The organism is Acidovorax sp. 94, assembly GCF_003634645.1.
GTDB classification, from domain to species: domain Bacteria; phylum Pseudomonadota; class Gammaproteobacteria; order Burkholderiales; family Burkholderiaceae_C; genus Acidovorax; species Acidovorax facilis.
The window spans coordinates 3,136,378-3,158,103 of the sequence record NZ_RBJA01000001.1; the positions used below are offsets into that span (position 1 = coordinate 3,136,378).

A 21,726-nucleotide genomic window follows, 5' to 3' on the forward strand; every position below is an offset into this window, starting at 1 on the left:
CGAGTAGCCGCTGGGAAGCCTTCATAGATCCAGCTTGAATACAGCCACAGACTCCACCAATGCCTGGGCCTGGTGGCTCAAACTGCTGGCAGCGGCAGCCATCTCCTCGACCAGCGCTGCGTTCTGCTGGGTGGCCGCATGCCGTTGCAGCGGCGTCAGCACATCACGATGTTTTCGAGGTGGAATGCGAAAGGCGTCGCATTGCCGCCAGGGCCGCCGCCAGTCATGACGATGTCGGCGCTGGCAATACCCAGCAGAGACAGCTGCGTGTTGATGTTGGAGATGATGGCCGAGTTCATGACCTGGCCCTGCACGATCTGGGAAGCCACACCAATCCAGATGGTGGGTTTGAACTGGAACACCGCCTTTTGCTGGGGGGCGATTGAGGTCTTGATAGCCAGGAGCTTCCCGTCCTTGTAGCAGCTGGCGTTGATAGCACCCTTGGGCAGCGCATTGAGCACCTGCACTTCATTGGGACTGGAGCCAGTGCCTGCAGACACGAGCCGGTCGCCAGAAGTCGTCAAGGTCATCTGGAACAGCTGGCCATTTTGGGCCTCCAGCTGCGGGGTGTAGTTGCCATAGCTGTCACTGGCGCCGACCTGCATGCTCATGGGGAAGGTGAACGGATGGTTGTCGCCTGGGCCGCAGTACTTGATGACCAGCCAGGCCACCGCGAGCTCGTCGAAGTTGGTCGCAACGTTCTTTTGGAATATCACGACCTCCGAGTTGTTCGTGTCGTTGGATTTATTGATGAAATTGAGTTGAATGCCCATGGGTTTCTCCTGTTGGTGAAAGTGGTGACAACACGCCGTGTATTGCCTGTTTGCCATCGTTGCCCTCCAGCCCCGACGGCGAACCCAGCGTGTCCAGCCCTGGTGGTTGCCTTCTGGATCGGACGATGATTTCGAGATTGACTTCGCAGGTGATTGAGCCTTCGCCGGGGCCGCCTTCGCTCATGACGGTGTCGGCGCTCGCGATGCCGATCGGTGAGAGCGCGGTGTTGATTTCCGTCATCACGGCCGAGTGAATGGGTCGCCCCAGCACAACCTGGGAGTACAAGCCTTCCCGTAGCGCGGGCTGGCACTGGAACAGCGCCGTTTCCCCAGGTGCCATCGAGGTACCCGCTGCACATTCATTGCCTTCAACTTTGGTCAAGTTTCCCTCCCGGTTTCCAGAGGATTGGCGGTTGTCAATCTCGGGTGTGCGCACATGGATGCGCTGCTTGCCTGGAGTCTGGCGTCTGCGCTCTTGGCACTTGCTATTCGGTACGCGATTGTTAGGGGTATGGCGCAATGTGGCTATTTTTTTTGCACAACTCACCCACACGTATGGCGCAGATGTCGTGGTAGATCGTCTTGCGTGAAACGCAGTGCCTGGCTCACAGCGAACCGCACGATCGAGCGGCAGATTCCGAGAGTGAGGCGACCGTTCCAGGTCGGTGACGTGAAACGACGGATGTTTGCGGTTGCTGCCGCTCATGCGCTGGACCGCGGATGACTCAGATCTGCCTGGTCCTGCCGTAGCGGTTTCAATCGACTGGTCCGCAGCGGTTGCTGCCTTCCGACGCCAGAACACGAATGTCCGGTTTGGTTCACACACCGTACGTGCAAGCCCTTCGGATTGACGCTCTGGCGAATGACGCTCGCACCTTAGACGGATTCAACTGCGCGTTGCAAGCGCACGGCTCGCCGCCGGCCCCTACGGCAAGCTCGCCCCATCGAACATGCGCGGCGCAATGCCGTTCAGGCTCATCCCATCGATGCATGCCAGGTTTACCGCGTAGGTCTGCTGCCCATTGCGCCGGATATCCGTAAAGCACTGGATCCCACACTGAGGACAAAAGTAGTGCTGAGCGAAGTTTTTCGACCCGTATGACTTTGGGGTCAGTTTCGGATCAGCGCTGGTCAAGCGAAATGACCCAAGTTCTGTCCGGTGCATCACAGCCCCCCTGCGCACGCAAAAACTACAGTTGCACTGAAACGGATCTTGAAGGCTGATCAGAGCCTCGAACTTCACTGCCCCGCAATGGCAGTGACCCACATAGTTTTTCATTGATGCTTACTCCTCTTCGAGAGGGCAGCACGCGCTGCTGCCGAGGTCGGCTGTAGGGCAGAAGCACCACCCTTGGCGCGCTCGCTCCCGAACGCATCATGAGCCAACCATCTACGCAAACCGTTCACTTGCCGTATGACCACCCCGGGATCCCTCGTTGCCTGAGCCACCACCGCCGCACCTTGCAAGCAAGTCAGCAGATGCTCAGCGTAGCCCACGGCATCTTCAGCACTACATTTGCGTGCAAACTGTGCCCGAAGCCATTCCAGCAAGTCGGTGAGCAGGACCGCTGCGGGCATGTGCAGATCGACCCCTCCGCGCTTTCCGAGCTCTGTGCTTAGACTGCCTAGTGGGCACCCCATCATGGCCAATTCCTCCGCCGATGCTTCGACATAGGCAAGCAGTCGCTCGATGACCTCCCACGGCGGGGCATCGCGTGTGCAGGAGGACTGCGAACCACTATCCCCCTCTCCTGACAGAGCGACATTCAATGCCTGCTGGCGCGCGTCGGTCACCGCTGCGAGCAACTCTGGCTTGGTCTTGAAGTAGTAGGCCAGGTTGCCTTTGAGCAGGCCGGACGCCTCAGCAACATCGGCAAATGATGTGCTTGCATATCCCCGTTCATGAAACAGCCGCAAAGCTGTAGAAACGATGCGCTCGCGTGTCTGCTCGCCTTTCACGCTGGAGCTCCGTTGAACTGCGGAGACCCAGCGTGAAGCCACCGCTCGATCTGATCCAACGGCAAATGATCGCCCACATCGGTTCCGTAATAGGCAACATCGATCACCCCATCCTCGCGAATCAGGAAATCCGCCGGGACCCTGTTGGCGGGCCCTTCCACGCGGCCCGGAAGCATGCCGGCTTTCATCGCACGGGCTGCATTCAGCAGAACGGACGGCGTCAACATCGCAGTCCACCGTTGCTCTACGCAGTAGCTGCGATACAGCTCCATGCCTGGGTCTGCAACGATAGGAAATGGTGCATCTTGACGCCCAACATGCGTTGCAATCGAAGAGGCGGGGGACTGGAACACCGCAACCAAGCTCAGTCCTTGCGTTGACCAAGCGTCATAACTACGAATGAGATCGCGCATCCGCAGATTGCACAAGGGGCAGGACGCGTACCGATAGAACGACAGCATCACCCTGCGGCCACGCAAGGACTGCAAATCGACAGGCGCCCCGAGAAAGTCACGGGTCGCAAACTCGGGAGCGCGGTCGTTGGCTTGAAGTCGCTTCATTGGCATCTGAGAATATTTGGACGTTCGACCAAATATAGCAGGATCAGTCGATGAGCGGTAGCGATGCGGTCGCTGCTCTCATGTGGCCTCCCAGTGCTCCCCAAGAAGCGCCACCCCTGCCGCTGATCGCAGACCCTGATGGTTATCGTTTGAACTGGTTCAGCATTCAAGCGCGTGTTGACATGATTAGGTCACTCGTCCTACGATATTAGGACGAATGACCTAAACCTTTGGAGTCTTGCATGCATGAGCTTTTTACCCCCTTCATGCTGAGCGACATGTTGCTCGGCAACCGGATCGTCATGGCGCCGATGACGCGCAACCGCGCAGCACCAGAGGGCGTACCGTCCCCTCTCATGGCAATCCACTACGGACAGCGTGGTGACGCCGGGCTTGTGATCTCCGAATCTGCTCCTGTGTCGGCTCAGGGGGTTGGATATCCTGGAACGCCCGAGATCTACACGGACGAACAGGCACAGGGATGGCGGAGGGTCACGGACGCGGTCCATGCCAAAGGCGGGCACATCTTTGCCCAGCTACAGCACTGTGGTCGTATTTCACACCCCAGTCTTCAGGTGGACGAAGAGCTACCCGTCGCCCCTTCAGCGATCAAGCCCGAAGGCTTGGCAGTCACATACGGTGGAATGCAGCCGTTCTTGACGCCAAGAGAGCTGACCACCGCGGAGATCCCTCAAGTGGTGGACCAGTTCAAGAGGGCCGCCGCAGTGGCGAAAGCCGCAGGCTTTGACGGTGTCGAGATCCACGCAGCGAATGGCTACCTGATTGATCAGTTCCTTCGGGATGGAAGCAATCAACGAAGCGACCGATATGGAGGATCACCCGCAAAGCGGTTGACGTTTCTGCTGGAGATCGTGGCGGCAGTCAGCGAGATCTGGCCGAAGGGCCGTATGGGCGTGCGATTCAGTCCAGAAAACTACTTCAACAACATGCGCGACAGCGTCTCAGCAGCGCATTTTGGGTACTACGCCGAAGAGCTTTCCAAATTGCACTTGGCATATCTTCATGTACTGGAGGGCGACATGTCGGCCGCTGAGCCTCTGGTGGACTATGGTGATCTGCGACGCCGCTTTGGCGGCACTTACATTGCCAACAATGGATACGGCAGAGCCCGGGCCATGGCGGCCATTGAGCAAGGTTCAGCCGATTTGATCGCCTTCGGCAAGCCGTTCATTTCGAACCCAGACCTGGTCACGCGGCTTCGACATGATCTGCCTCTCGCAACTCCTGATTTGGCGACGTTCTATGGCGGAGACGAGCGTGGATACACGGACTATCCAACGGCCACTGAGCAATCGCCCTCAACAATGGCGGCAGCATGAAATCCGCAGCCCCCAAACCAAGTACACGGCAGGAGATCGTCGAGAAAGCCGATCTTCTGTTTTATCAACGCGGCTTTGAGAACACCTCGTTTGCCGACATTGCCGATGCAGTGGGCATCTCACGCGGCAACTTCTACTATCACTTCAAAACCAAGGACGACATCCTCAAAGAAGTTATCGCTCACAGAGCGGCCAAGACGCAGGGGATGCTGGACACCTGGGCGCTCAAGGGGCGCACGCCTATCGAGAGGCTCAAGTGCTTTGCCCAGATGCTGATCGACAACCGCAAGGACATTCAGCGCTTCGGTTGCCCAGTAGGAACGCTGTGCGTCGAACTGGCAAAGCTCGAACATCCCTCACAAGGCGAGGCGGGAATGATCTTTGGCCAGTTCCGACGTTGGCTGGCGCAGCAGTTTGTAGAGCTGGGTCGCATCAAGGATGCCGATGTTCTGGCCATGCACCTGTTGGCACGAAGCCAAGGCATTGCTTCCTTGGCCAACGCCTTCCATGACGAGGCCTTCATCCGTCATGAGGTCAAGCAGATCGAAGCCTGGGTGCTGGATGCAGCGGGTCAAGGCGCGTCGCAAAAGTAGATTACAGATTCCAACTCTGATATCGCGATCAATAGGAGAGAGTTCTCATGCACATTGTCTTGCTCAAGTTCGGGCCCAATCGTTCGCAAGCCGCGCAGTGGATGGCCGGACACGAGGAGTGGATTGAAAAGGGGATCAACGATGGGGTGTTCTTGCTCGCCGGGTCTCTGGAGAATTCGCAAGGCGGTGCGCTGCTGGCAGTCAAGCTCAACAAGGCCGAGGTGACCGCTCGGGTTGAAGAAGACCCTTTTGTGAAGCACCACGTTGTGGAGCCAGAGATCATCAGCATTGCGCCGTCGCGAATGACTGAGGAATTCGCTCCGCTGCTTGCCTAGATTTGGGACTTCAGAGGGTCTCTCGTGGCCGGTTGGCTCCTGCGGTACAGTTCCGTTGTGCGAAAAATCCTCGTCATCTTTCTGATACTGCTGGGTAGCGTTTTCCTGACCCAGACGGTATCGGCAAGTGTCTCTTCTTATGGGCATTGCTGTATTACCGAATGCGGTGATGTGGATGGGTGCGCCGTTCCTGGCTGCCAACCCTGCGGCTTGCACCTGATGGCCTCCACGCTGTCCCGCAGGTCGGATTCACCTCAGTCCACAGGCATGCCAGACGGCTCTGTGAAGGACTGGGCTTCTTGGCGGGCATCGGTGTGGCGACCTCCTGACTAGGGTTGGGTTGATTTCTCAATTTCCATCCAACCTAAACAGGAACATTCCTATGAAGAACAAACTTTTGAAGTTCAGTGTGGCCACTCTCTTGCTGTCGATTGCAGGCGTGGCTATGGCCCAAACCGATTGCTGCGCAGAACTCGTCGAGTGCTGCCTGGAAATGTTGGGCTGCTGCGATTGATAGCTAGCACCTAGCTACTGCGTGAAGGGCCGGCGTTCATGGACGCTGGCCCTTTTTTCTGTTCCTAGGACATGCGAGTTTGGCGACCAAAACGCAAGCGCTTTGCGGCCAAACAAGTTCAGCAACTCAGAGGCTACCGTCAGAGTGGGGACGGACCCGATCACGGCACCAGTTCGTGAAGCCAGAGTTCCGATGCGCCGGAGTCAGTCTGTACTCATCGCTTACCCACGGCGGGGTTGAGCCGTGGGTGAGTCTCTTCGCCCCAGTGCAGAAGGATGCCTCCAGAGACAAGCATGGCAATGGCGACGAAACAGAAGGCGTTTTCTAGTCCACCTCCCCATGCTGCGGCTGCGCCCAGGCCCAGCGCGCCGATGCCATAACCAAGATCGCGCCAGAACCGGTAGATACCGATGGCAGAAGCGCGCCAACGAGGATGGGCAATATCGGCCACCGCAGCACTCAGATTCGGGTACAGCATGGCCATACCGAGACCGGCTATGGCGGCGGACATGCTCCACCACAGCGATCCAGTACCGAGCGGCATGAGCGCAACCCCGGCTCCGCAAACCCACATTCCCCATACATTCAGCAGGTGCCGCCCAACACGATCAGAGAGCCTGCCTGTGAAGAACTGTGCGGCGCCCCAGGTGAAACCGTAGACGCCCACTATCCATCCAATGCCCGGCAGACTCAGCCCTTGCTGGTGCAGGTAGATCGGCCACAAGGCCCAGACGAGTGCATCCACAAATTTCTCGACCAGTCCGGCCTGGCAAAGGGCTGCCATGCGCCGGTCGCGCCAACTCATCAAGAAGAACATCTCTGCGGTTGTTGGATGCTCTCTCGCCGCTTCGGGATACCGTGGCCGGAGCGCTGTGACGCCTGCGCCTGGCTGCCGTTTCACCTCGTCGCGCGCCCAGGGCAGCGTTTCAGCAACGGAGGTCCATGCCAGCAATGTCGCCAGACCGATGACCGCCCCGCCAAACCACAGCAGGCCCACGCGCGGCCCCAGTATTGAAGCGAGATAGCCAGTAGCAACACCGGCGATGGCAAGCCCCAGGTAGCCTGAGAACTCATTCAGGCCTATCACCAGGCCGCGCTGGTCGGCGCGGGTGAAGTCAAGTTTGGCGGTTTGCGTCATCGACCAGGTCAGCCCCTGATTGACGCCCAGCAAAACAGTGGCGAAGACCACCCATGACCAGCTCTGCGAAAAGTAGATCAGCGCCGGAATGGGCCAGGCCACCAGCCAGCCGAACAGAAGGACACGCTTGCGCCCCAGCTCCTCGGCCAGGCGCCCTGCGGCGAAGTTCATCGTGCCTTTGACGAAGCCAAAAGCCACCACAAACGCCACCAGCAGCATGAACGATCCGCGCGGAACGCCGAACTCGGTCTCGGCCAGCGCGGGCACGACATTGCGCATCATGCCAATGGTCATGCCCACCAGCAGCACCTGCAGCAGCTGCTGCAGAAACTGACCGAGATTGGCGCGGATACCGAAATTCATTGTCAGCTCAGACAGTTGCTGCGACTGGGACCGCGCCACGCAGATTGGCTTGCACGATGTGCTCCATGTCGGCGGGCTGCGGTGGGATGTCGGCAGTCAACGCAGACACAAAGGCATCCCTGGACATCGAAAGCATGGGATTGAAACGCTTTTCAAAGCTGATGGTGGATGCGGGTTTGCCCGACAGCCCTGCGCCGCAACTGCTCCCTGCCTGGTGGCCTGGGTAGATTTCGAGTTCGGCGGGCAACGACAACAGCTTGGTATGGAGCGTGTCGTAGAGCTGCGCAGCCATTTCACGCTCGTGTCCCGCCAGATCGGGACGGCCGACTGCCCCCACAAAGAGCGTGTCGCCTGTGATGACGAACCAGGGTTCGTCCCCACGGCGCAGGTCTCGGACCAGCAGGCACACGCTGTCAGTGGTGTGACCCGGGGTGTGGATGACATCCACCAGCACGTTGCCAGACTCCAACCGCTGCCCGTCGCGCAGCGGGGAGAACGCAAAGGCCGTCCTCCCAAGGTTGCTTTCGTGAAGGTGGTAGCTGGCACCAGCAAGGCGCGCAAGCTCCGGACCGCCCGAGAAATGGTCGGCGTGAACATGGGTGTCGATGACGTGCGCGATGAGTACCCCAGCTTTTTCAGCTTCCTGGAGAAACCAGCTCTCATCACCGGCCACTACATCGACTGCGACGGCCTTTTGAAGACCGGCGCAGCCGAAGAAATAGGAGAGCGTTGCATTGGCAGCAAGGTGTTGGCGAAAGAACATGGTGGTCTCCTTGAGGGGCCCCGTGCCGTGGCTGTCGGGGATATGGAAGGTGGTTTAGTAGTAGCCCGGACCGGGGCGCGGACAAGGAGTCGGTTGATGCGCCCCGGGGTCCATCTCTTTACGCAAGCTCTGACGGGCTGGCAACGGGTAGTCCGCGAGCGCGCCACTCCGCCACCCCGTCGGACAGGTGGAAAGCTTGGTATCCCTTCTTGCGCAGCAGTTCTGTGGCGGCCTTGGCCATCAAGCAGAACGGGCCCCGGCAATATGCCACCACGGGCACATCCTTGGGCAGCTCGGCCAGGCGCTGTTTGAGTTCTTCGAGGGGAACCGAGCGGGCGTGGGGTAGATGCGCCACGCTGAACTCCTCCTCAGGCCGAACGTCCAGGACGGTGATTTCTCCTGCAGCAGCCCGGCGCAGGATTTCGCTGCGGTCAATGCCTTGAAGGTCGGCGCCTGGCTCTGAAATGGATGCCAGCGCCATCTGCAAATCGACCAGACGCTCCTCAGCCTCTGTGCGCAGGGTGACCCACAGGTCCGCCACGCTGGTGCTAGCCAGGCGATACACAACGTATTTGCCGTCTTTGCGGGTATCCACCAAACAAGCCAACCGCAGTTCTTTCAGGTGGGCGCTGGCGAGCTTGACGCTGATATCGGCTTGGGTCGCCAGGGTTTCGACAGTCTTCTCGCCCTGACACAGCAATTCGATGAGTTCCAGGCGCTTCGGGCTGGCAATGGCTTTGCCAATACGGGCTACTTGCTCGTAGAGCTGATTCTTGAGTTCTCTCATACATTCATTCTAATGAATGTTTGAATGAAAAAGAAATTTCGTCACCGTAAGACTTGGAAGCTCCGGAGTTTGCTGAGGGCTTGGAGCTCTACGGTGCCACTGCCGAGCGAGAAATGTGCGAACTATCTCAATCTGTTCAGCCATTTCCGTCTGCAGGGTAGACGACGAGATCGAGAGGCGAAATGGATGAAGCACCGGAGCTTTCAGCGCGGACGGCATCTTGTACGCGTGTTGCGGTGAGCCCCGTCAATGTTGGGCATCCTGAATCTTCTTTGGCAGTCGAATGGTGCCCGTATTGTTCGATATTAAAGAAAGCGGGGAGTGCACCTGCTGGTCTGATAGACCGTAACCAACTTTGAGCTGCCTACCGGCGGTGCCGTTGGCTGAGCGATCCCTTTCTCGCTCGTGCGCGCCACCGGCTGTTCCAGACCATCAGCCCTGTGACGGCCAGAGCACAAGTTACCAAACCGGCCAACAAGACAGCGATACGGCCCCACAGCCCAAGCACCCGGCCTGTGTGTAGCGGGTACTGCCAGATTACGAAGCGCTCGCCGCGCGTGGCGTGGTGGTAGCCGTACAGTGCGAGAAGCTCGCCGTGCTGGTCGTCCAGATAGACCTGTTCGTAGCGCAGGCTGAGGGCGTGTTCCAACATCTCGGGTTCCTTGAAGGCGATGCGGTACACACCTTGCCGGGCCAGGTGGTTGGCGTACCAGGGCTGGTAGTGCCGGGTTTCGGGGGCCAGATGGGATCGTGCGCGTGATACCGCTTCGTCGATACCGAAGGCGGGTAGCCGCCCTGGGTCTGGGATGGCGGGCAGCGAGCGCACGGGATGCTGGTGCACCGTGGAGAACCAGTTCACCACGGGTTTGAACACTTCATCGGCGAGGCTGAAGTACACGCCCGAGATGCTCAACACGATGGCAAAGGGCAGGCTCCACAGGCCTGCGCTACGGTGCAGGTCGAACGTGAGGCGGATTGCGGATGCCCCGCGCTTGATGCCCCACGTGGGCTTCCATTTTTGCCAGAAGCCTTGGCGCCAAGTGGACATGCGGGGAAGCGTTAGCCAGGCACCGAGGAGTGACGAGGCAAGCCACACCAGAGCGAGCGCGCCTGTCACCCAGAGGCCCAATTTCCCGGGCAGTTGCAGCCTGCGGTGCAACATGTCGATGAAGGGGATGAGGTGCGCGCGGTCCAACCGGGCTGCTCCCCACTGGCGCCGACCCAGGAGCTGCCCAGTGGCGGGGTCGACATACACACGGTCGAAGCCGAGGGCGTGGGACTGACCTGTGGCGGCATCGGTGCTTGGCGCCACGCGCACTTCATAGGTGCTGCCTGCGGGGGCGCTCAGGGGCATCAAGCTCACGCGCAGGCGTGGGTCTTCCTGCTCGATGCGGCGGACCAGCTCGTCGGCTCCCAGGGCGGGCCGGGTGTGCCCGACGCGCAGCAGGCGCGGGTTGAGCCAGGTATCGATCTCATGCGCGAACGCCAGCACGCTGCCGGTGAGGGCAATTACCAGCAGGAGCAGCAGCATTGCGAGGCCAAGGTAGCGATGCAGCCCTACCCAGAACTTGCGAGCCACGGCCGAGTCACCAGTGGTGCGCGTAGCTAACCGTCAGGGTCGCCCCGGCGGCGGGTAGGCGGCTGTCATTGCGACCGCTGCGCATGAGCTGGCTGTACAGCGGCAGGTAGTACTTGTTGAACAAGTTCTGCACGCCTACGGTCAGGTGGTTCTTGTTGTCGAACTGGTACCGCCCGACGAGGTCCACGCTGTAGTAGCTTTGCACGTCCGCACGTGCAAACTGGGTGAGGCCGTTGGCCAAGCGGTAGTCGCGCGAGCCAAACCAGTTGAACTGCGTGCGCAGGCTCCAGCGCGCGCTGGGTTGGTATTGCACGTAGCCGGTAATCTTGAGGGGCGGGATGCGGTAACCAGTCATGATCTGGTCGCTGGTAAGGCCGGGCGGTGTCTCGCGGCCCTGCATCCAGGTCAGCGTACCGCCGGTAGACCATGTGTCGCGATAGTGGTCGGCAGTCAGCTCCACACCGCTGATGCGTTCGCGCGTGCGGGTAAGGTGCAGCCCGTTGTTGAAGGACTGCACTGCGCCCAGGTTAGAGCGGGTGTGGAAAACGGCCAGCGTGGCCATCGTATTGCCGACGGCGCCGCGCCAGCCAATTTCGTAGTTACCGGTCTTGACGGGTTCCAGCTCGGAGGAGCGGATGTCGAACTTGGCGCCCGCGTTGCGCAGTTGCAAGCCCACGTCGGACAGGTCGAAGCCCTGGCTGAACGAGGCGTAGATCTCGTGGTCCTTGACGGGCTTGAAGGCCAGGCCGACGTTGTAGAGCACCGCGTCGTAGGAAACCTTGCCGCCAGCGACGGTGGCGGGGTTGGCCAGGCGCGACTGCGACAGCGGCTGGAAGTCGTCAAAGCTGGCTTGCGATTTCTCGTAGCGCAGGCCACCTTCGACGGACCATTGGTCATTGAACCTGTGCTGGAGCTGCCCGAATGCACCCGCGCTTTTCACGGTGACCCAGGGCATGTAGGTGCGTTGCCCCGTGCGGCGAAAAACGAGGCCGCCACTGGCGTCGTAGGTGGCCGCGTCGAAGGTGTCCAGGGGCATATTGCTGCGCTCCCGGATATAGTCTGCCCCCCACACCAGCTTGGTGTGCTTGTCTTTGCCCAGAGGGGTCGTGATGGTCAGGCGGCCGCCGAACACTTTGTTGTTCTGCATGACCTGGTCCACGAAGTTGCCGCGATTGGTGTTGCTGCGGGAGTCCGATGGGACAAATCGCACGTAGTTGTCCCGGCCATAGAGCATGGCCGAGAGCATGCTACCGGCCAGGTCCCTGTTTGCGTAGCTGGCGCTCAGCAGGGTGTTCTCAACCTGGTTCTGCTCGGCCAGCTGCAGGCCCTTGATGGCCCGGGCCGTGGTGCTGCCCAGGGGCGCCTTGTTTACGCTGGGATCGCTGGCGTAGTCGGACTTCTGATGGGTGCGCAGGTCACTGGCCGCGAGCTGGATGCGCTGGTTCGCATCGATGCGAAAGCCCAGCTTGCCGCCCAGACTGTAGGTGTTGGAGTCGAACAGATCACCCTGGCTGGCATCGGGGGCGATGCGATTGCCGTGGCCGTCAAAGGCGCCGCCCGTGTGGCGTGTGGAGATATCGACCTCGTAGTCCACCACCTCGCCCGCACCCGACAGGTAGTGCTGCACCTGGGCACCCACACCTTCGCTGCTAAGCTTGGCGAGCGAGGCATCAAAACCCACCGTGGTGCGCGCCACCGGCTTGCCGCCCACAGGCCGCGTGGTGACCGAGATCACGCCGCCGGTGGCGCCGCTGCCATAAATGGCATTGCTGCCGCGCAGCACCTCGAGCCGCTCTACGCGGCTGAGGTCCACGCTGGCGAGGGTGCGCGAGCTGTCGCGGTTGGTGTTGAGCGGAATCCCATCGACCAACACCAGCACATTGCGCCCGCGCAGGGTCATGCCAAAGTCGCTGAGATTGCGGCTGGAGTCCGAGAGGCCGGGAACGCTCTTGGCCAGCAAAGCGCCCAGGTTGGGTGCGGTGGCGCGAAGGTCGCTCAGCTCCTGGCCCTCAATGACGGTGACTTGCCGTGTAGGCTGCATGAGCGAGCTGTCCGAGCGCTGGTCGGACACCATCACCATGGGCAGCTGCGCCGTGGGCGCACTCACCTGCGCCTCAGTGTCTGCGGGCGAGGCGGTGGCAGAGGTGGGCTCCAGCGCGCTCTGCTGCGCCTGCGCCGCTGCTCTGATCTGCAAGGCGCCGCCCGGCAAGGCCTGCACCGACAGGTTCGAGCCTTCCAGCGCTTTGCGCACGGCCTGCTCCGCTGTCAGCGTCCCCTGGATGGGCTTGGCGCGCAAGCCCTTGACCAAGGCGGGGTTTGCAACGATGCTGCGTTGGGTCTGCTGGCCGATGCGGGTGAGGGTGTCGGACAGCGTGCCGTCCGGGATATCGAGGCGCACGGCCGCCGATGCTGATACCACTGCGGTCGCATCGGTCCCCTGGGAGGCGGCGGACGAGGCCGCACACGCCAGGATCGCGGCGAGGGCCAGCGCGTGCACGCCGGGGCTTTGCAGCGGCTGACGGGTGGGACTGGAGTGGAGGGGAATGGTCACGGAATCATCCTTTTCGCGCTGTGTTGACCACCTTGTGCGGCGAAACGGAAAATCCCCTCAGCTTTTTTCACGCCACCTCAGCGGGGAGGTTTGGCGTCGATGGAGACCAAAGGGCCCAGGCGGCGAATCTGCACCGGCAAGGTCTGGGCAAGCGTTTCCAGCAGCAGCTGCACGTCAAGCTGGAAGATGCCGAACACCCGCAACCCCGAGACAGAGGGGGCAACCCGGATAAAGCCCGGGTAGTAGGCCTGGATGGCATTCACCACATCCCCCAGGGGCCAGTCGTCCACCGCCAGCATCCCTTGTTGCCAGGCAGCCCTGCCCACGACGTTGCCCTGCAGGCGCTCTAGCGTGCCCCCGCTGAAGCTGGCGCCTTCGCCCGTGCGCAGCCTGGACTGTGCAAGCCCGAGCGGCTGAAAGTGCAGCAGGCCCTCCAGGGCCACCAGGTCGGTGCGGTCAGCATGCACGCGGCTCATCAGGCGCCCCGCATCCATCTGCGCCTGCCCATGCCGGGTGTGGATGCTCAGAGGCGCGGGGCCAGTGAAAGCGCGGGTGGCGATCAGTGCGCCTGCCTTGTGCTGCAAACTGGGCACGTCCGCCACGTAGCGCACATTAACGGAGGAGCGAGCATCCAGCAGCACGGTCGTGCCATCGGCGAGGGTGAACGCGCGCCGCTCCCCCGTTCCGGTGCGCAGGTCGGCCATAACCTGCCCGAGCGGGGTCCAGCGGTGGGCCACGAATGCAGAGGCGGCCGTCACGCCAGCCACGCCCAGAGCGCCGCGCAACACGCGGCGACGCCGGGTCTTGAACAGCGTTTGCAGGGCTGCGTTCACCGGCTGCCCCTCGGTCCGTGGCTGAAGGGTGCGAATGGTCTGCAGCGGGGCCGCCAGCGCGCTGTTCACCCGCTCCCAGGCGCCACGGTGCGAAGCGTCCTGGTCCAGCCAGTGCTGGAAGGCCTCGCGGTCTGCTGCGCTCGGTTCGGAGGCTTCCCGGTGTACCAGCCAGTCCACCGCCGCATTCAGCGCTTGTTCGTTGGGCGGGGGCATCACCCTCATGCCGTGGTGCAGCTCACGCACTGCAGCAGGGCTCGCTTCATGTGCCGCTCGACGGTGGCCAGAGAAATGCCCATATATGCCGCAATCTGTGGGTAGCTCAGGCCATCAAGCCGCGACAGGAGAAACGCGGTTTTGACCGGTAAGGGCAAGGCCGCTATCGCTCGGTCAATCTGGCAGATAGCCTCCATCAGGATGGCATGCTCCTCAGGCGAGAGCGCCACCGCCTCGGGCATGTGGCGCAGCGTGTCGGCATATGCCTTCTCCAGGTCCTGGCGCTGCCAGAGCTTGATCAGGATGCGCTTGGCGAGCGTGGAGAGAAAGGCGCGTGGCTCCAGAATCTGGGAGGGTGCGCTGTACTGCGCCAATTGCAAGAAGGTCTCGGACGCCACATCCTCCGCGTCGCTATGGCTGGAGACATGCCGCATCAGGCGACTACGAAGCCACGCATGGTTCTGGCGAAAGATCACATCCACGTCGGCATGAAACTGGACTGGAGGCATGGCGCTGGGTCAGGAGTTCAAGTAGGCAGGCTGCAGGCTTAAAATGCACAAATGATAACAATTCTTGTTATCAACGCCTTGCGGTCTTGTCCACCTGGTTCCTGGGCGATTCACGGCCTGGTGTCCGGCGTCGGGTGCTTGCAGACTGGCAGCGCTACCACTCTGATAGCACCCAGGCGAGCCGCGAACGATTAAGGACGAGCGCGTGGTGCATCTAATCAAGATCACCTTACACACCAAGTCAGCCGACGACGCCATGCGCTAGAACAGGCGCGCAGTGACCATTCAGGCCGGGCTGCAACTAGCGACCGGTGTTGGCGGATGCTGCCGTTCAGGTACTAGAACTTGAATGACTCAGATCAGCCTGAAGCAGCCCATCCAACTCCCCCATAGCTTTGTGATCTGACAATAAAAAAGCGCCTCAACTGAGGCGCTTGGAACCCATCGGTGCAGGTGCGCTGCACCATTACAGGTTTTATTTACAGGTTACAGAGTTTATTTTTACGATCAAATTCCGGGGGGTCAGTTCACTCGTCACTCCACTGTGACACTCTTGGCCAGGTTCCTGGGCTTGTCCACATCCGTCCCCCGCGCACACGCGGTGTGGTACGCCAGCAGCTGCAGCGGCACCACGTGCAGCAGCGGGCTCAAGGGGCCGTAGTGCTCGGGCATGCGGATGACATGGATGCCCTCGCTGCTTTCGATGCGGGTATCGGCGTCGGCCAGCACGTAGAGCACGCCAGCGCGCGCGCGCACTTCCTGCATGTTGCTCTTGAGCTTTTCGAGCAAGGTGTCATTGGGCGCCACGGTGACCACGGGCATGGCACTGGTCACCAGAGCCAGGGGGCCGTGTTTGAGTTCGCCCGCCGGGTAGGCCTCGGCGTGGATGTAGCTGATTTCCTTAAGCTTCAAGGCGCCTTCCAGCGCAATAGGGTAGTGCAGGCCTCGGCCCAAAAAGAGAGCGTTTTCCATCCGGGCAAAGTCTTCGGCCCAACTGATGATTTGTGGCTCCAGCGCCAGCACAGCCTGCAAGGCCACGGGCAGGTGGCGCATGGTTTTGAGGTGGGCGGCTTCTTGCTCATCGCTCAAACGGCCTTTGGATTGGGCCAGCGCCAGCGTCAGTAAAAACAAGCCTGCCAGCTGGGTGGTGAAGGCCTTGGTGCTGGCCACACCGATCTCGACACCGGCGCGCGTGATGTACGCCAGCTTGCATTCGCGCACCATGGCGCTGGTGGCCACGTTGCAGATGGTCAGCGTGTGCTGCATGCCCAGGCTCTGCGCGTGGCGCAACGCGGCCAGGGTGTCAGCGGTCTCGCCAGACTGGCTGATGGTGACAACCAGGGTGCGTGGGTTGGGCACGCTGGTGCGGTAGCGGTATTCGCTGGCCACTTCGACTTGCGTGGGGATGCCCGCGATGTCTTCGAGCCAGTATTTGGCGGTGCAGCCGCTGTAGTAGCTGGTGCCGCAGGCCAGGATCAACACGCTGTCGATTTCCTTGAACACACGCCAGGCGGCGGCGCCAGGTTCGCCATGCTGGCCCGCGCCGTCGAACAGCTCGGGCACGATGCCTGCCAGACCTTCGAGCGTGTCGGCGATGGCACGCGGTTGCTCGAAGATTTCCTTTTGCATGTAGTGGCGGTAGGGGCCTAGCTCGGCCGCGCCGCTGTGGGCCAGCACGGTGCGCACGGGGCGCTGTTCGGACGTGAGTGCGGCACCGTCCTTGCGCACGATCCAGTAGCGGCCCAGCTGCAGGTCCACCAGGTCACCCTCTTCCAGATAAACGATCTGGTCAGTGACGCCCGCCAGGGCCATGGCATCGCTGGCCAGAAAGTGCTCTGCGCCCCCGTTTCCAACCCCCAGGATCAGCGGCGAACCGGCGCGTGCACCCACCACGCGGTGCGGTTCGTCCTTGTGCATCACGGCGATGGCGTAGGCGCCATGCAGCTCGGCCACGGTGGCCTGCACGGCGTCGAACAGGTCGCCGCTGTAGTGGCTGTCCACCAGGTGGGCGATGACTTCGGTGTCGGTCTGGCTCACAAACACATAGCCGCGTGCCTGCAGCGCCTTGCGCAGTTCTTCGTGGTTTTCAATGATGCCGTTGTGCACCAAGGCTACTCGGCCTGCGCTTTGGGCCTGCGCGTCTGCGCCAGTGCCGTGGCTGAAGTGCGGGTGGGCGTTGTGCACGGCGGGCGCGCCATGGGTGGCCCAGCGGGTGTGGGCAATGCCGGTGGCACCGTCGATGTGTTCGGTGGTCACCTGCTCCAGCAACTCAGCCACGCGGGCGGTGCTGCGGGCGCGCTGCAGGCCCGCCGGGCGCGCTGCATCGAGGCTGGAGGCATGTACCGCCACGCCGCAGGAGTCATAGCCCCGGTATTCAAGCCGCTGCAGGCCCTGGACGAGGATGGGAACGATGTTGCGCGTAGAGACCGCGCCGACGATGCCGCACATGGTGTTTGCCCTTGGGTTGGATTCGATGGGGCGGATCGTAAGCAGCATTGAGAAAAATTATCGATTGATATTTCAATGAAATTGAACTTAAATTTCACAAAACACAATGCATGAAATTTTTATTCAATTTATAGAAAATCATGGAATCCATACCACTCGACAGCACAGACTTGCAGCTGCTCAACCTGCTGCAAACCGACGCGGCGCAGAGCAACCAATCCCTGGCCGAACAGGTGCATGTCTCCCCACCCACCTGTCTGCGCCGCGTCAAGCGCCTGCACGATGCCGGTCTGATCGAGCGCCAGGTGGCCATCCTGCAGCCCGATCGGCTTGCGGCCATTCAGGGCCACGGGCTGGCCTGCATCGTCGAGGTGTCGCTGGACCGCCAAGGCGCCGAACAGCTTGACGCGTTCGAAGCCCGCGCCGTGGCCGACGACGCCGTGCAGCAATGCTGGCGCGTATCGCCCGGGCCGGACTTTGTGCTGGTGGTGCACACACGGGACATGCCGGGGTACCTGGCGCTGTCGCAGCGCCTGTTCACGGGCGATGCCAATGTGCGCAACGTGAAGGCCTTCTTTGCAACCCGCAGGGCAAAATTTGGTACAAAAGTGCCTCTAGCGCTTGATCATAAAGCGCAAGCAGCTATTTAATTCATAGCAAATGGTTGACAGCCCCTTTGCATGCCGTTGTCCCAGTCCTCTTGCCTTCCCGCCGCATCGGCATAGAGTGGTTGGACACACAGGAGCCACGCCGCATGGAGTTCAAGGACTACTACCAGACGCTGGGGGTCAGCCCCACCGCCACGGCCGACGAGATCAAGAAGGCCTACCGCAAGCTGGCGCGCAAATACCACCCCGACGTGAGCAAGGAGCCCGACGCCGTGGCGCGCATGACGGCGGTGAACGAGGCCAACGCCGTGCTCTCCGACCCGGAAAAACGCGCCGCCTACGACCGCCTTGCGCAAGAACCGCGCATGCAGCCGGGGCAGGACTTCCGCCCGCCCCCGCACTGGGATGCGGGGTTCGAGTTTTCGGACGGCACGGGTGGTCCGGGTGGCGCTCCGGGCGACTACAGCGACTTCTTTGAACAGCTGTTTGGCCGTGCCGCCCGGGCGCGTGGCGCCGGGCGCAGCGAACACACCAGCAGAAGACCACCCCCCACCCAGCGCGGCGCAGACCACCACGCCCGCATCGAGCTGGACCTGGCCGACGCCTACCAGGGCGCCGAACGCACCCTCACGCTGCAAAGCGCGCACCAGGCCGATGACGGATCGCTGGTGCGCGACGAGCGCCATCTGGCCGTCAAGATCCCGCAGGGCGTGCGCGAAGGCCAGCTCATCCGCCTGGCTGGCCAGGGCAGCCCGGGCTGGGGTGGTGCACCGGCGGGCGATTTGTTTCTGGAGGTGCTGTTCAAGCCCGACCCGCGCTGGCGCGCGGAGGGCCGCGATGTCTACCAGCCGCTGGTGGTGGCCCCCTGGGAGGCAGCCCTGGGCGCCTCGGTCGAGGTGGGCACGCCTGGCGGCTCGGTCATCGAGGTGGCGGTGCCCGCAGGCTGGAAGGCGGGGCGCAAGCTGCGCCTCAAGGGCCGGGGCATCCCGGGCACACCACCGGGTGACCTCTATCTGGAACTGCACATGGCCCTGCCGCCGGCCACCACCGATGCCGAACGCGCTGCGTACGCCGCGCTGGCCCAGGCCTTTCCCCACTACAACCCGCGCGCTGCGCAAGGAGCCCAGCCATGAGCGCCCACTCCCCCACGCCCCCTGCAGAACTGCTCGACGATGGCAGCGCCGCCCTCACGCTGGACGCCCTGGCCCGCGCCTGCCGCATGGATGCCGAATGGGTGGCAGCGCGGCTGCAGGAGGGGTTGCTGCAGGCTGGCACCGAAGGCGAAGGCGACCGCTCGGCCTGGCGCTTCAGCGGGGCCACCGTGGTGCGCGCCCGGCGCATTGCCCACCTGGAACTCACCTTCGACGCCGACCCGCACCTGGCCGCACTCACGGCCGACCTGATCGAAGAAGTCACCACCCTGCGCCAGCAGCTGCGGCACCTGAAAGGCCGTTGAACGGCGCTGAGCACGACGGGACGCCTGGGGGCCACGCCGCAGCACCTGGTCATTTCATGCTGGCATCGCCCCACAGGGGCATGTAAGCTCCCCCCAGCCCCTTCGCGAGCCCGCCCCCCCCAGAGCGCTGCACGAGCGGCATCACCCTATCCATCCATGCCCACACCCCGCCGCCAGATGCCCCGCCGCATCTACCCCCTGCGCATTCTGGGCATGGGGCTCGGTGGCATGGTGGTGGGCGTGGTGCTGTGGGAGCGCCACGCCAGCGTCACCGCCTGGCTGGCCATGGTGCTGCCTGCTTTTGTGTGGCCCCATGTGGCCTACCTGATCACACGGCACAGCGCCGACCCCTACCGCGCTGAAACCCGCAACCTGCTCATTGACTCCGCACTGGCCGCCAGCTTTGTGCCGTTGATGCACTTCAACCTGCTGCCCAGCGTGTTGCTGCTGACACTGACCATGGTGGACAAGATCACCACCGGCATCCGCGGGCTGTGGGCGCGTGCGCTGCCCGCCATGCTGGTCGGAGGGCTGGCGGGCGTGGCGCTGGCCGGCCTGCACTGGGCGCCGGAAACCTCCATGCGGGTCATGGTTGCCTGCCTGCCGGTGATGGCGCTGCACACGCTGTCGGTCAGCATGGTCAGCTACCAGCTCATCCGCCAGTCGGCAAGGCACAACCAGATGCTGGACGAACTGCGGCGCGTGGATGCGCTCACGGGCCTGTTCGGGCGCGGCCACTGGCAAGAGCAGGCCGAGGCGGCGCTGCGCCGCCACCACGCCAGCAACGAACCCGCCTGCATGCTGATGCTGGACATTGACCATTTCAAGGAAATCAACGACGCCCATGGCCACACCGTGGGTGACGAGGTGATCCGCGCGCTGGCCCATGTGGTGCGCGGCAACGTGCGCGCGGGCGACTGCGCGGGGCGCTACGGCGGCGATGAATTTGCCATCGTGCTGCCGGGCATGCTCGCCAAGGACGCGCTGGCCATTGCCCACCGCATCCGCGAGCAAACCGAAGGCGTGCGCCTGCGCAGCCTGCCCGGCGTGCGCATCACCAGCAGCATCGGCGTAGCCCCCGCCGACCACCGCCACAGCAACCTGCGCGCCTGGATCGACGCCGCCGACGCCGCGCTGTATGCCGCCAAAAACGGTGGGCGCAACCGCGTGGCGGGGTGCATGGAGCCAGCGCTGGCGCCTGCGGTGTAGCAGCCCAGAACCGGTTCCAGAACACCACATTCGCCGCCCCGTGCCAGCATGACCCCCGCGAACGATCCGCAGCCTGCTTCTTACCGCCGCCACGGTGGCATCGGCCCCGCGTCGGAGCGGCTGACCTACCGCCGCATCTACCCGTTGCGCATGCTGGGCATGGGCCTGGGTGCCGTGTTGCTGGGCAGTGTTCTGCACGACAACCAGTCTCCGGCGTGGATGTGGTGGTTGCTGGGGGTCACCGCGCTGGTCTGGCCCCAGCTGGCCTACCTGCTGGCCCGGCACAGCGCCGATCCCTACCGGGCCGAAGTGCGCAATCTGCTGATCGACTCGGCCATCGCTGGCATGTGGGTGCCGCTGCTGCACTTCAACCTGCTGCCCTGCGTGGTGATGGTCCTCATCACCACCTACGACAAGTTCAGCACCGGCATCAAACGCCTGTGGCTGCACTCCCTGCCCGGCATGGCGGGCATGTGCCTGCTGATGACCTTGCTGCTGCGGCCCGAGCCACGACTGGAAAGCTCACTGCTGGTGGTGGTGTGCACCCTGCCCCTGCTCATCGTGCATGGGTTGGCGGTCAGCACGTCCAGCTACCGGCTGATCCGCACGGTGGCGCGGCAAAACCGCGAGCTGGAGAGCCTGCGCCGCACCGACGCCCAGACCGGCCTGGTGGCCCGCAGCCACTGGCAGGACCAGGCCAAGCTCAGCCTGGAGCGGTTTCACGCCAGCGGCAGCCCCGCCTGTCTGCTGATGATCGACATCGACCACTTCAAGTCCATCAACGACCTGCACGGCCACACCGTGGGGGACGAAGTGATCCACGCCGTGGGCCAGGTGATCCTGGACTGCGTGCGCGCACACGACCACGCAGGCCGCTACGGCGGGGACGAATTTGCAGTGGTGCTCAGCGGCACCCGCGCAGCCGATGCGCTGGCCATCGCCGAGCGCATTCGCAGCCGCATCGCGGCCCTGCACCTGCGCGACCAGCCTGGTTTGCACCTCACCAGCAGCATCGGCCTGGCACAAGCCGCGCCCCACCAGGCGGGCCTGCGCGAGTGGATCAACGACGCCGACGCCGCCCTGTACCGCGCCAAAAACGCCGGGCGCAACCAGGTGGCAGACCATGAAGCGCAGACATCCCACGCGGCACCACCTGCGCCGGTGGTGCAGACCCATTGAACCCGGAGGGGGTTTG

At 62.6% G+C, this 21,726-nt stretch carries 23 protein-coding genes; 9 read left to right on the forward strand and 14 right to left on the reverse strand.

Features of this window, described 5'->3' with window-relative positions:
* Positions 1-21: 21 nt before the first annotated feature.
* The 6 genes from C8C94_RS25640 to C8C94_RS14395 form a co-directional block, all read right to left on the reverse strand.
* Entirely contained in the window at positions 22-162 is a 141-nt protein-coding gene (locus C8C94_RS25640; RefSeq protein WP_158603825.1) for a hypothetical protein, read from the reverse strand.
* Positions 156-773 carry a hypothetical protein gene (locus tag C8C94_RS14380; protein WP_121421197.1) on the reverse strand — a complete coding sequence of 206 codons (618 nt, stop codon included), beginning with the start codon at positions 771-773 and terminating at the stop codon, positions 156-158. Before C8C94_RS14380 ends, C8C94_RS25640 begins: the two co-directional genes overlap by 7 nt.
* Complete coding sequence (locus C8C94_RS25475; protein ID WP_147433265.1) at positions 745-1,155, reverse strand: hypothetical protein; 411 nt, start codon at positions 1,153-1,155, stop codon at positions 745-747. The genes C8C94_RS14380 and C8C94_RS25475 overlap by 29 nt, the downstream gene beginning before the upstream one ends.
* Before the next feature lie 543 nt (positions 1,156-1,698).
* A complete protein-coding gene (locus C8C94_RS25980) occupies positions 1,699-2,052 on the reverse strand; it encodes a GFA family protein (RefSeq protein ID WP_121421198.1) in 354 nt (117 codons plus the stop codon).
* Positions 2,049-2,732: a TetR/AcrR family transcriptional regulator gene (locus tag C8C94_RS14390; RefSeq protein WP_158603826.1), complete on the reverse strand. Its 684-nt coding sequence runs from the start codon at positions 2,730-2,732 to the stop codon at positions 2,049-2,051. Before C8C94_RS14390 ends, C8C94_RS25980 begins: the two co-directional genes overlap by 4 nt.
* Complete coding sequence (locus C8C94_RS14395) at positions 2,729-3,292, reverse strand: peroxiredoxin-like family protein (RefSeq protein ID WP_158603827.1); 564 nt, start codon at positions 3,290-3,292, stop codon at positions 2,729-2,731. The genes C8C94_RS14390 and C8C94_RS14395 overlap by 4 nt, the downstream gene beginning before the upstream one ends.
* A gap of 242 nt (positions 3,293-3,534) precedes the next feature.
* Between C8C94_RS14395 and C8C94_RS14400 the strand changes: the two genes are divergently transcribed.
* From C8C94_RS14400 to C8C94_RS25985, 4 genes are all read left to right on the forward strand, one after another.
* Positions 3,535-4,632, forward strand: coding sequence for an alkene reductase (locus C8C94_RS14400; RefSeq protein WP_121421201.1), 1,098 nt, complete (start codon positions 3,535-3,537; stop codon positions 4,630-4,632).
* A complete protein-coding gene (locus C8C94_RS14405; RefSeq protein WP_121421202.1) occupies positions 4,629-5,225 on the forward strand; it encodes a TetR/AcrR family transcriptional regulator in 597 nt (198 codons plus the stop codon). Before C8C94_RS14400 ends, C8C94_RS14405 begins: the two co-directional genes overlap by 4 nt.
* A gap of 47 nt (positions 5,226-5,272) precedes the next feature.
* Positions 5,273-5,560 carry a YciI family protein gene (locus C8C94_RS14410; RefSeq protein WP_121421203.1) on the forward strand — a complete coding sequence of 96 codons (288 nt, stop codon included), beginning with the start codon at positions 5,273-5,275 and terminating at the stop codon, positions 5,558-5,560.
* Between the two features lie 382 nt (positions 5,561-5,942).
* Positions 5,943-6,074, forward strand: a complete 132-nt coding sequence (locus tag C8C94_RS25985; RefSeq protein WP_255424238.1) for a hypothetical protein — start codon at positions 5,943-5,945, stop codon at positions 6,072-6,074.
* Positions 6,075-6,288: 214 nt separating this feature from the next.
* Here C8C94_RS25985 and C8C94_RS14415 read toward each other — a convergent pair whose 3' ends face one another.
* From C8C94_RS14415 to glmS, 8 genes are all read right to left on the reverse strand, one after another.
* Positions 6,289-7,575, reverse strand: a complete 1,287-nt coding sequence (locus C8C94_RS14415; RefSeq protein ID WP_121421204.1) for an MFS transporter — start codon at positions 7,573-7,575, stop codon at positions 6,289-6,291.
* A gap of 7 nt (positions 7,576-7,582) precedes the next feature.
* The gene (locus C8C94_RS14420) at positions 7,583-8,338 is read right to left on the reverse strand and encodes an MBL fold metallo-hydrolase (protein WP_121421205.1); all 756 of its coding nucleotides are present in this window, start codon (positions 8,336-8,338) and stop codon (positions 7,583-7,585) included.
* Positions 8,339-8,456: 118 nt separating this feature from the next.
* A complete protein-coding gene (locus C8C94_RS14425; protein ID WP_121421206.1) occupies positions 8,457-9,125 on the reverse strand; it encodes a metalloregulator ArsR/SmtB family transcription factor in 669 nt (222 codons plus the stop codon).
* A gap of 364 nt (positions 9,126-9,489) precedes the next feature.
* The gene (locus C8C94_RS14430) at positions 9,490-10,704 is read right to left on the reverse strand and encodes a PepSY domain-containing protein (RefSeq protein ID WP_255424239.1); all 1,215 of its coding nucleotides are present in this window, start codon (positions 10,702-10,704) and stop codon (positions 9,490-9,492) included.
* 7 nt (positions 10,705-10,711) lie between these two features.
* On the reverse strand, positions 10,712-13,255 hold the full coding sequence (locus C8C94_RS14435; RefSeq protein ID WP_233573476.1) for a TonB-dependent receptor: 2,544 nt from the start codon (positions 13,253-13,255) through the stop codon (positions 10,712-10,714).
* Positions 13,256-13,332: 77 nt separating this feature from the next.
* The gene (locus tag C8C94_RS14440) at positions 13,333-14,301 is read right to left on the reverse strand and encodes a DUF4880 domain-containing protein (protein ID WP_158603828.1); all 969 of its coding nucleotides are present in this window, start codon (positions 14,299-14,301) and stop codon (positions 13,333-13,335) included.
* Positions 14,302-14,306: 5 nt separating this feature from the next.
* Positions 14,307-14,810 carry a sigma-70 family RNA polymerase sigma factor gene (locus tag C8C94_RS14445; protein WP_121421209.1) on the reverse strand — a complete coding sequence of 168 codons (504 nt, stop codon included), beginning with the start codon at positions 14,808-14,810 and terminating at the stop codon, positions 14,307-14,309.
* A 534-nt stretch (positions 14,811-15,344) separates the two neighbouring features.
* Positions 15,345-17,258: a glutamine--fructose-6-phosphate transaminase (isomerizing) gene (gene glmS, locus C8C94_RS14450; protein WP_121422873.1), complete on the reverse strand. Its 1,914-nt coding sequence runs from the start codon at positions 17,256-17,258 to the stop codon at positions 15,345-15,347.
* A 140-nt stretch (positions 17,259-17,398) separates the two neighbouring features.
* On the opposite strand from glmS, the gene C8C94_RS14455 reads away from it, so the two are divergent.
* The 5 genes from C8C94_RS14455 (at position 17,399) to C8C94_RS14475 (ending at position 21,710) form a co-directional block, all read left to right on the forward strand.
* The gene (locus C8C94_RS14455; protein ID WP_121421210.1) at positions 17,399-17,908 is read left to right on the forward strand and encodes an Lrp/AsnC family transcriptional regulator; all 510 of its coding nucleotides are present in this window, start codon (positions 17,399-17,401) and stop codon (positions 17,906-17,908) included.
* Positions 17,909-18,012: 104 nt separating this feature from the next.
* Positions 18,013-18,999, forward strand: a complete 987-nt coding sequence (locus C8C94_RS14460) for a DnaJ C-terminal domain-containing protein (protein WP_121421211.1) — start codon at positions 18,013-18,015, stop codon at positions 18,997-18,999.
* Positions 18,996-19,322 (forward strand): MerR family transcriptional regulator, encoded by a 327-nt coding sequence (locus tag C8C94_RS14465; RefSeq protein WP_121421212.1) that lies wholly within the window; start codon positions 18,996-18,998, stop codon positions 19,320-19,322. The genes C8C94_RS14460 and C8C94_RS14465 overlap by 4 nt, the downstream gene beginning before the upstream one ends.
* Positions 19,323-19,478: 156 nt before the next feature.
* Positions 19,479-20,531, forward strand: a complete 1,053-nt coding sequence (locus C8C94_RS14470) for a diguanylate cyclase (RefSeq protein WP_121421213.1) — start codon at positions 19,479-19,481, stop codon at positions 20,529-20,531.
* Between the two features lie 48 nt (positions 20,532-20,579).
* Complete coding sequence (locus tag C8C94_RS14475) at positions 20,580-21,710, forward strand: diguanylate cyclase (RefSeq protein WP_121421214.1); 1,131 nt, start codon at positions 20,580-20,582, stop codon at positions 21,708-21,710.
* Positions 21,711-21,726 lie beyond the last annotated feature (16 nt).

Excerpts from the sequence above, each read along its gene's own strand:
- C8C94_RS14395 (WP_158603827.1), bottom strand. The coding sequence starts at position 3,292 with ATGAAGCGACTTCAAGCCAACGACCGCGCTCCCGAGTTTGCGACCCGT.
- C8C94_RS14455 (WP_121421210.1), top strand. The coding sequence starts at position 17,399 with ATGGAATCCATACCACTCGACAGCACAGACTTGCAGCTGCTCAACCTG.
- C8C94_RS14475 (WP_121421214.1), top strand. The coding sequence starts at position 20,580 with ATGACCCCCGCGAACGATCCGCAGCCTGCTTCTTACCGCCGCCACGGT.
- C8C94_RS14445 (WP_121421209.1), bottom strand. The coding sequence starts at position 14,810 with ATGCCTCCAGTCCAGTTTCATGCCGACGTGGATGTGATCTTTCGCCAG.
- C8C94_RS14405 (WP_121421202.1), top strand. The coding sequence starts at position 4,629 with ATGAAATCCGCAGCCCCCAAACCAAGTACACGGCAGGAGATCGTCGAG.
- glmS (WP_121422873.1), bottom strand. The coding sequence starts at position 17,258 with ATGTGCGGCATCGTCGGCGCGGTCTCTACGCGCAACATCGTTCCCATC.
- C8C94_RS14415 (WP_121421204.1), bottom strand. The coding sequence starts at position 7,575 with ATGAATTTCGGTATCCGCGCCAATCTCGGTCAGTTTCTGCAGCAGCTG.
- C8C94_RS14400 (WP_121421201.1), top strand. The coding sequence starts at position 3,535 with ATGCATGAGCTTTTTACCCCCTTCATGCTGAGCGACATGTTGCTCGGC.
- C8C94_RS25980 (WP_121421198.1), bottom strand. The coding sequence starts at position 2,052 with ATGAAAAACTATGTGGGTCACTGCCATTGCGGGGCAGTGAAGTTCGAG.
- C8C94_RS14470 (WP_121421213.1), top strand. The coding sequence starts at position 19,479 with ATGCCCACACCCCGCCGCCAGATGCCCCGCCGCATCTACCCCCTGCGC.
- C8C94_RS14410 (WP_121421203.1), top strand. The coding sequence starts at position 5,273 with ATGCACATTGTCTTGCTCAAGTTCGGGCCCAATCGTTCGCAAGCCGCG.
- C8C94_RS14425 (WP_121421206.1), bottom strand. The coding sequence starts at position 9,125 with ATGAGAGAACTCAAGAATCAGCTCTACGAGCAAGTAGCCCGTATTGGC.
- C8C94_RS14380 (WP_121421197.1), bottom strand. The coding sequence starts at position 773 with ATGGGCATTCAACTCAATTTCATCAATAAATCCAACGACACGAACAAC.
- C8C94_RS14440 (WP_158603828.1), bottom strand. The coding sequence starts at position 14,301 with ATGCCCCCGCCCAACGAACAAGCGCTGAATGCGGCGGTGGACTGGCTG.
- C8C94_RS14465 (WP_121421212.1), top strand. The coding sequence starts at position 18,996 with ATGAGCGCCCACTCCCCCACGCCCCCTGCAGAACTGCTCGACGATGGC.
- C8C94_RS14420 (WP_121421205.1), bottom strand. The coding sequence starts at position 8,338 with ATGTTCTTTCGCCAACACCTTGCTGCCAATGCAACGCTCTCCTATTTC.
- C8C94_RS25985 (WP_255424238.1), top strand. The coding sequence starts at position 5,943 with ATGAAGAACAAACTTTTGAAGTTCAGTGTGGCCACTCTCTTGCTGTCG.
- C8C94_RS14460 (WP_121421211.1), top strand. The coding sequence starts at position 18,013 with ATGGAGTTCAAGGACTACTACCAGACGCTGGGGGTCAGCCCCACCGCC.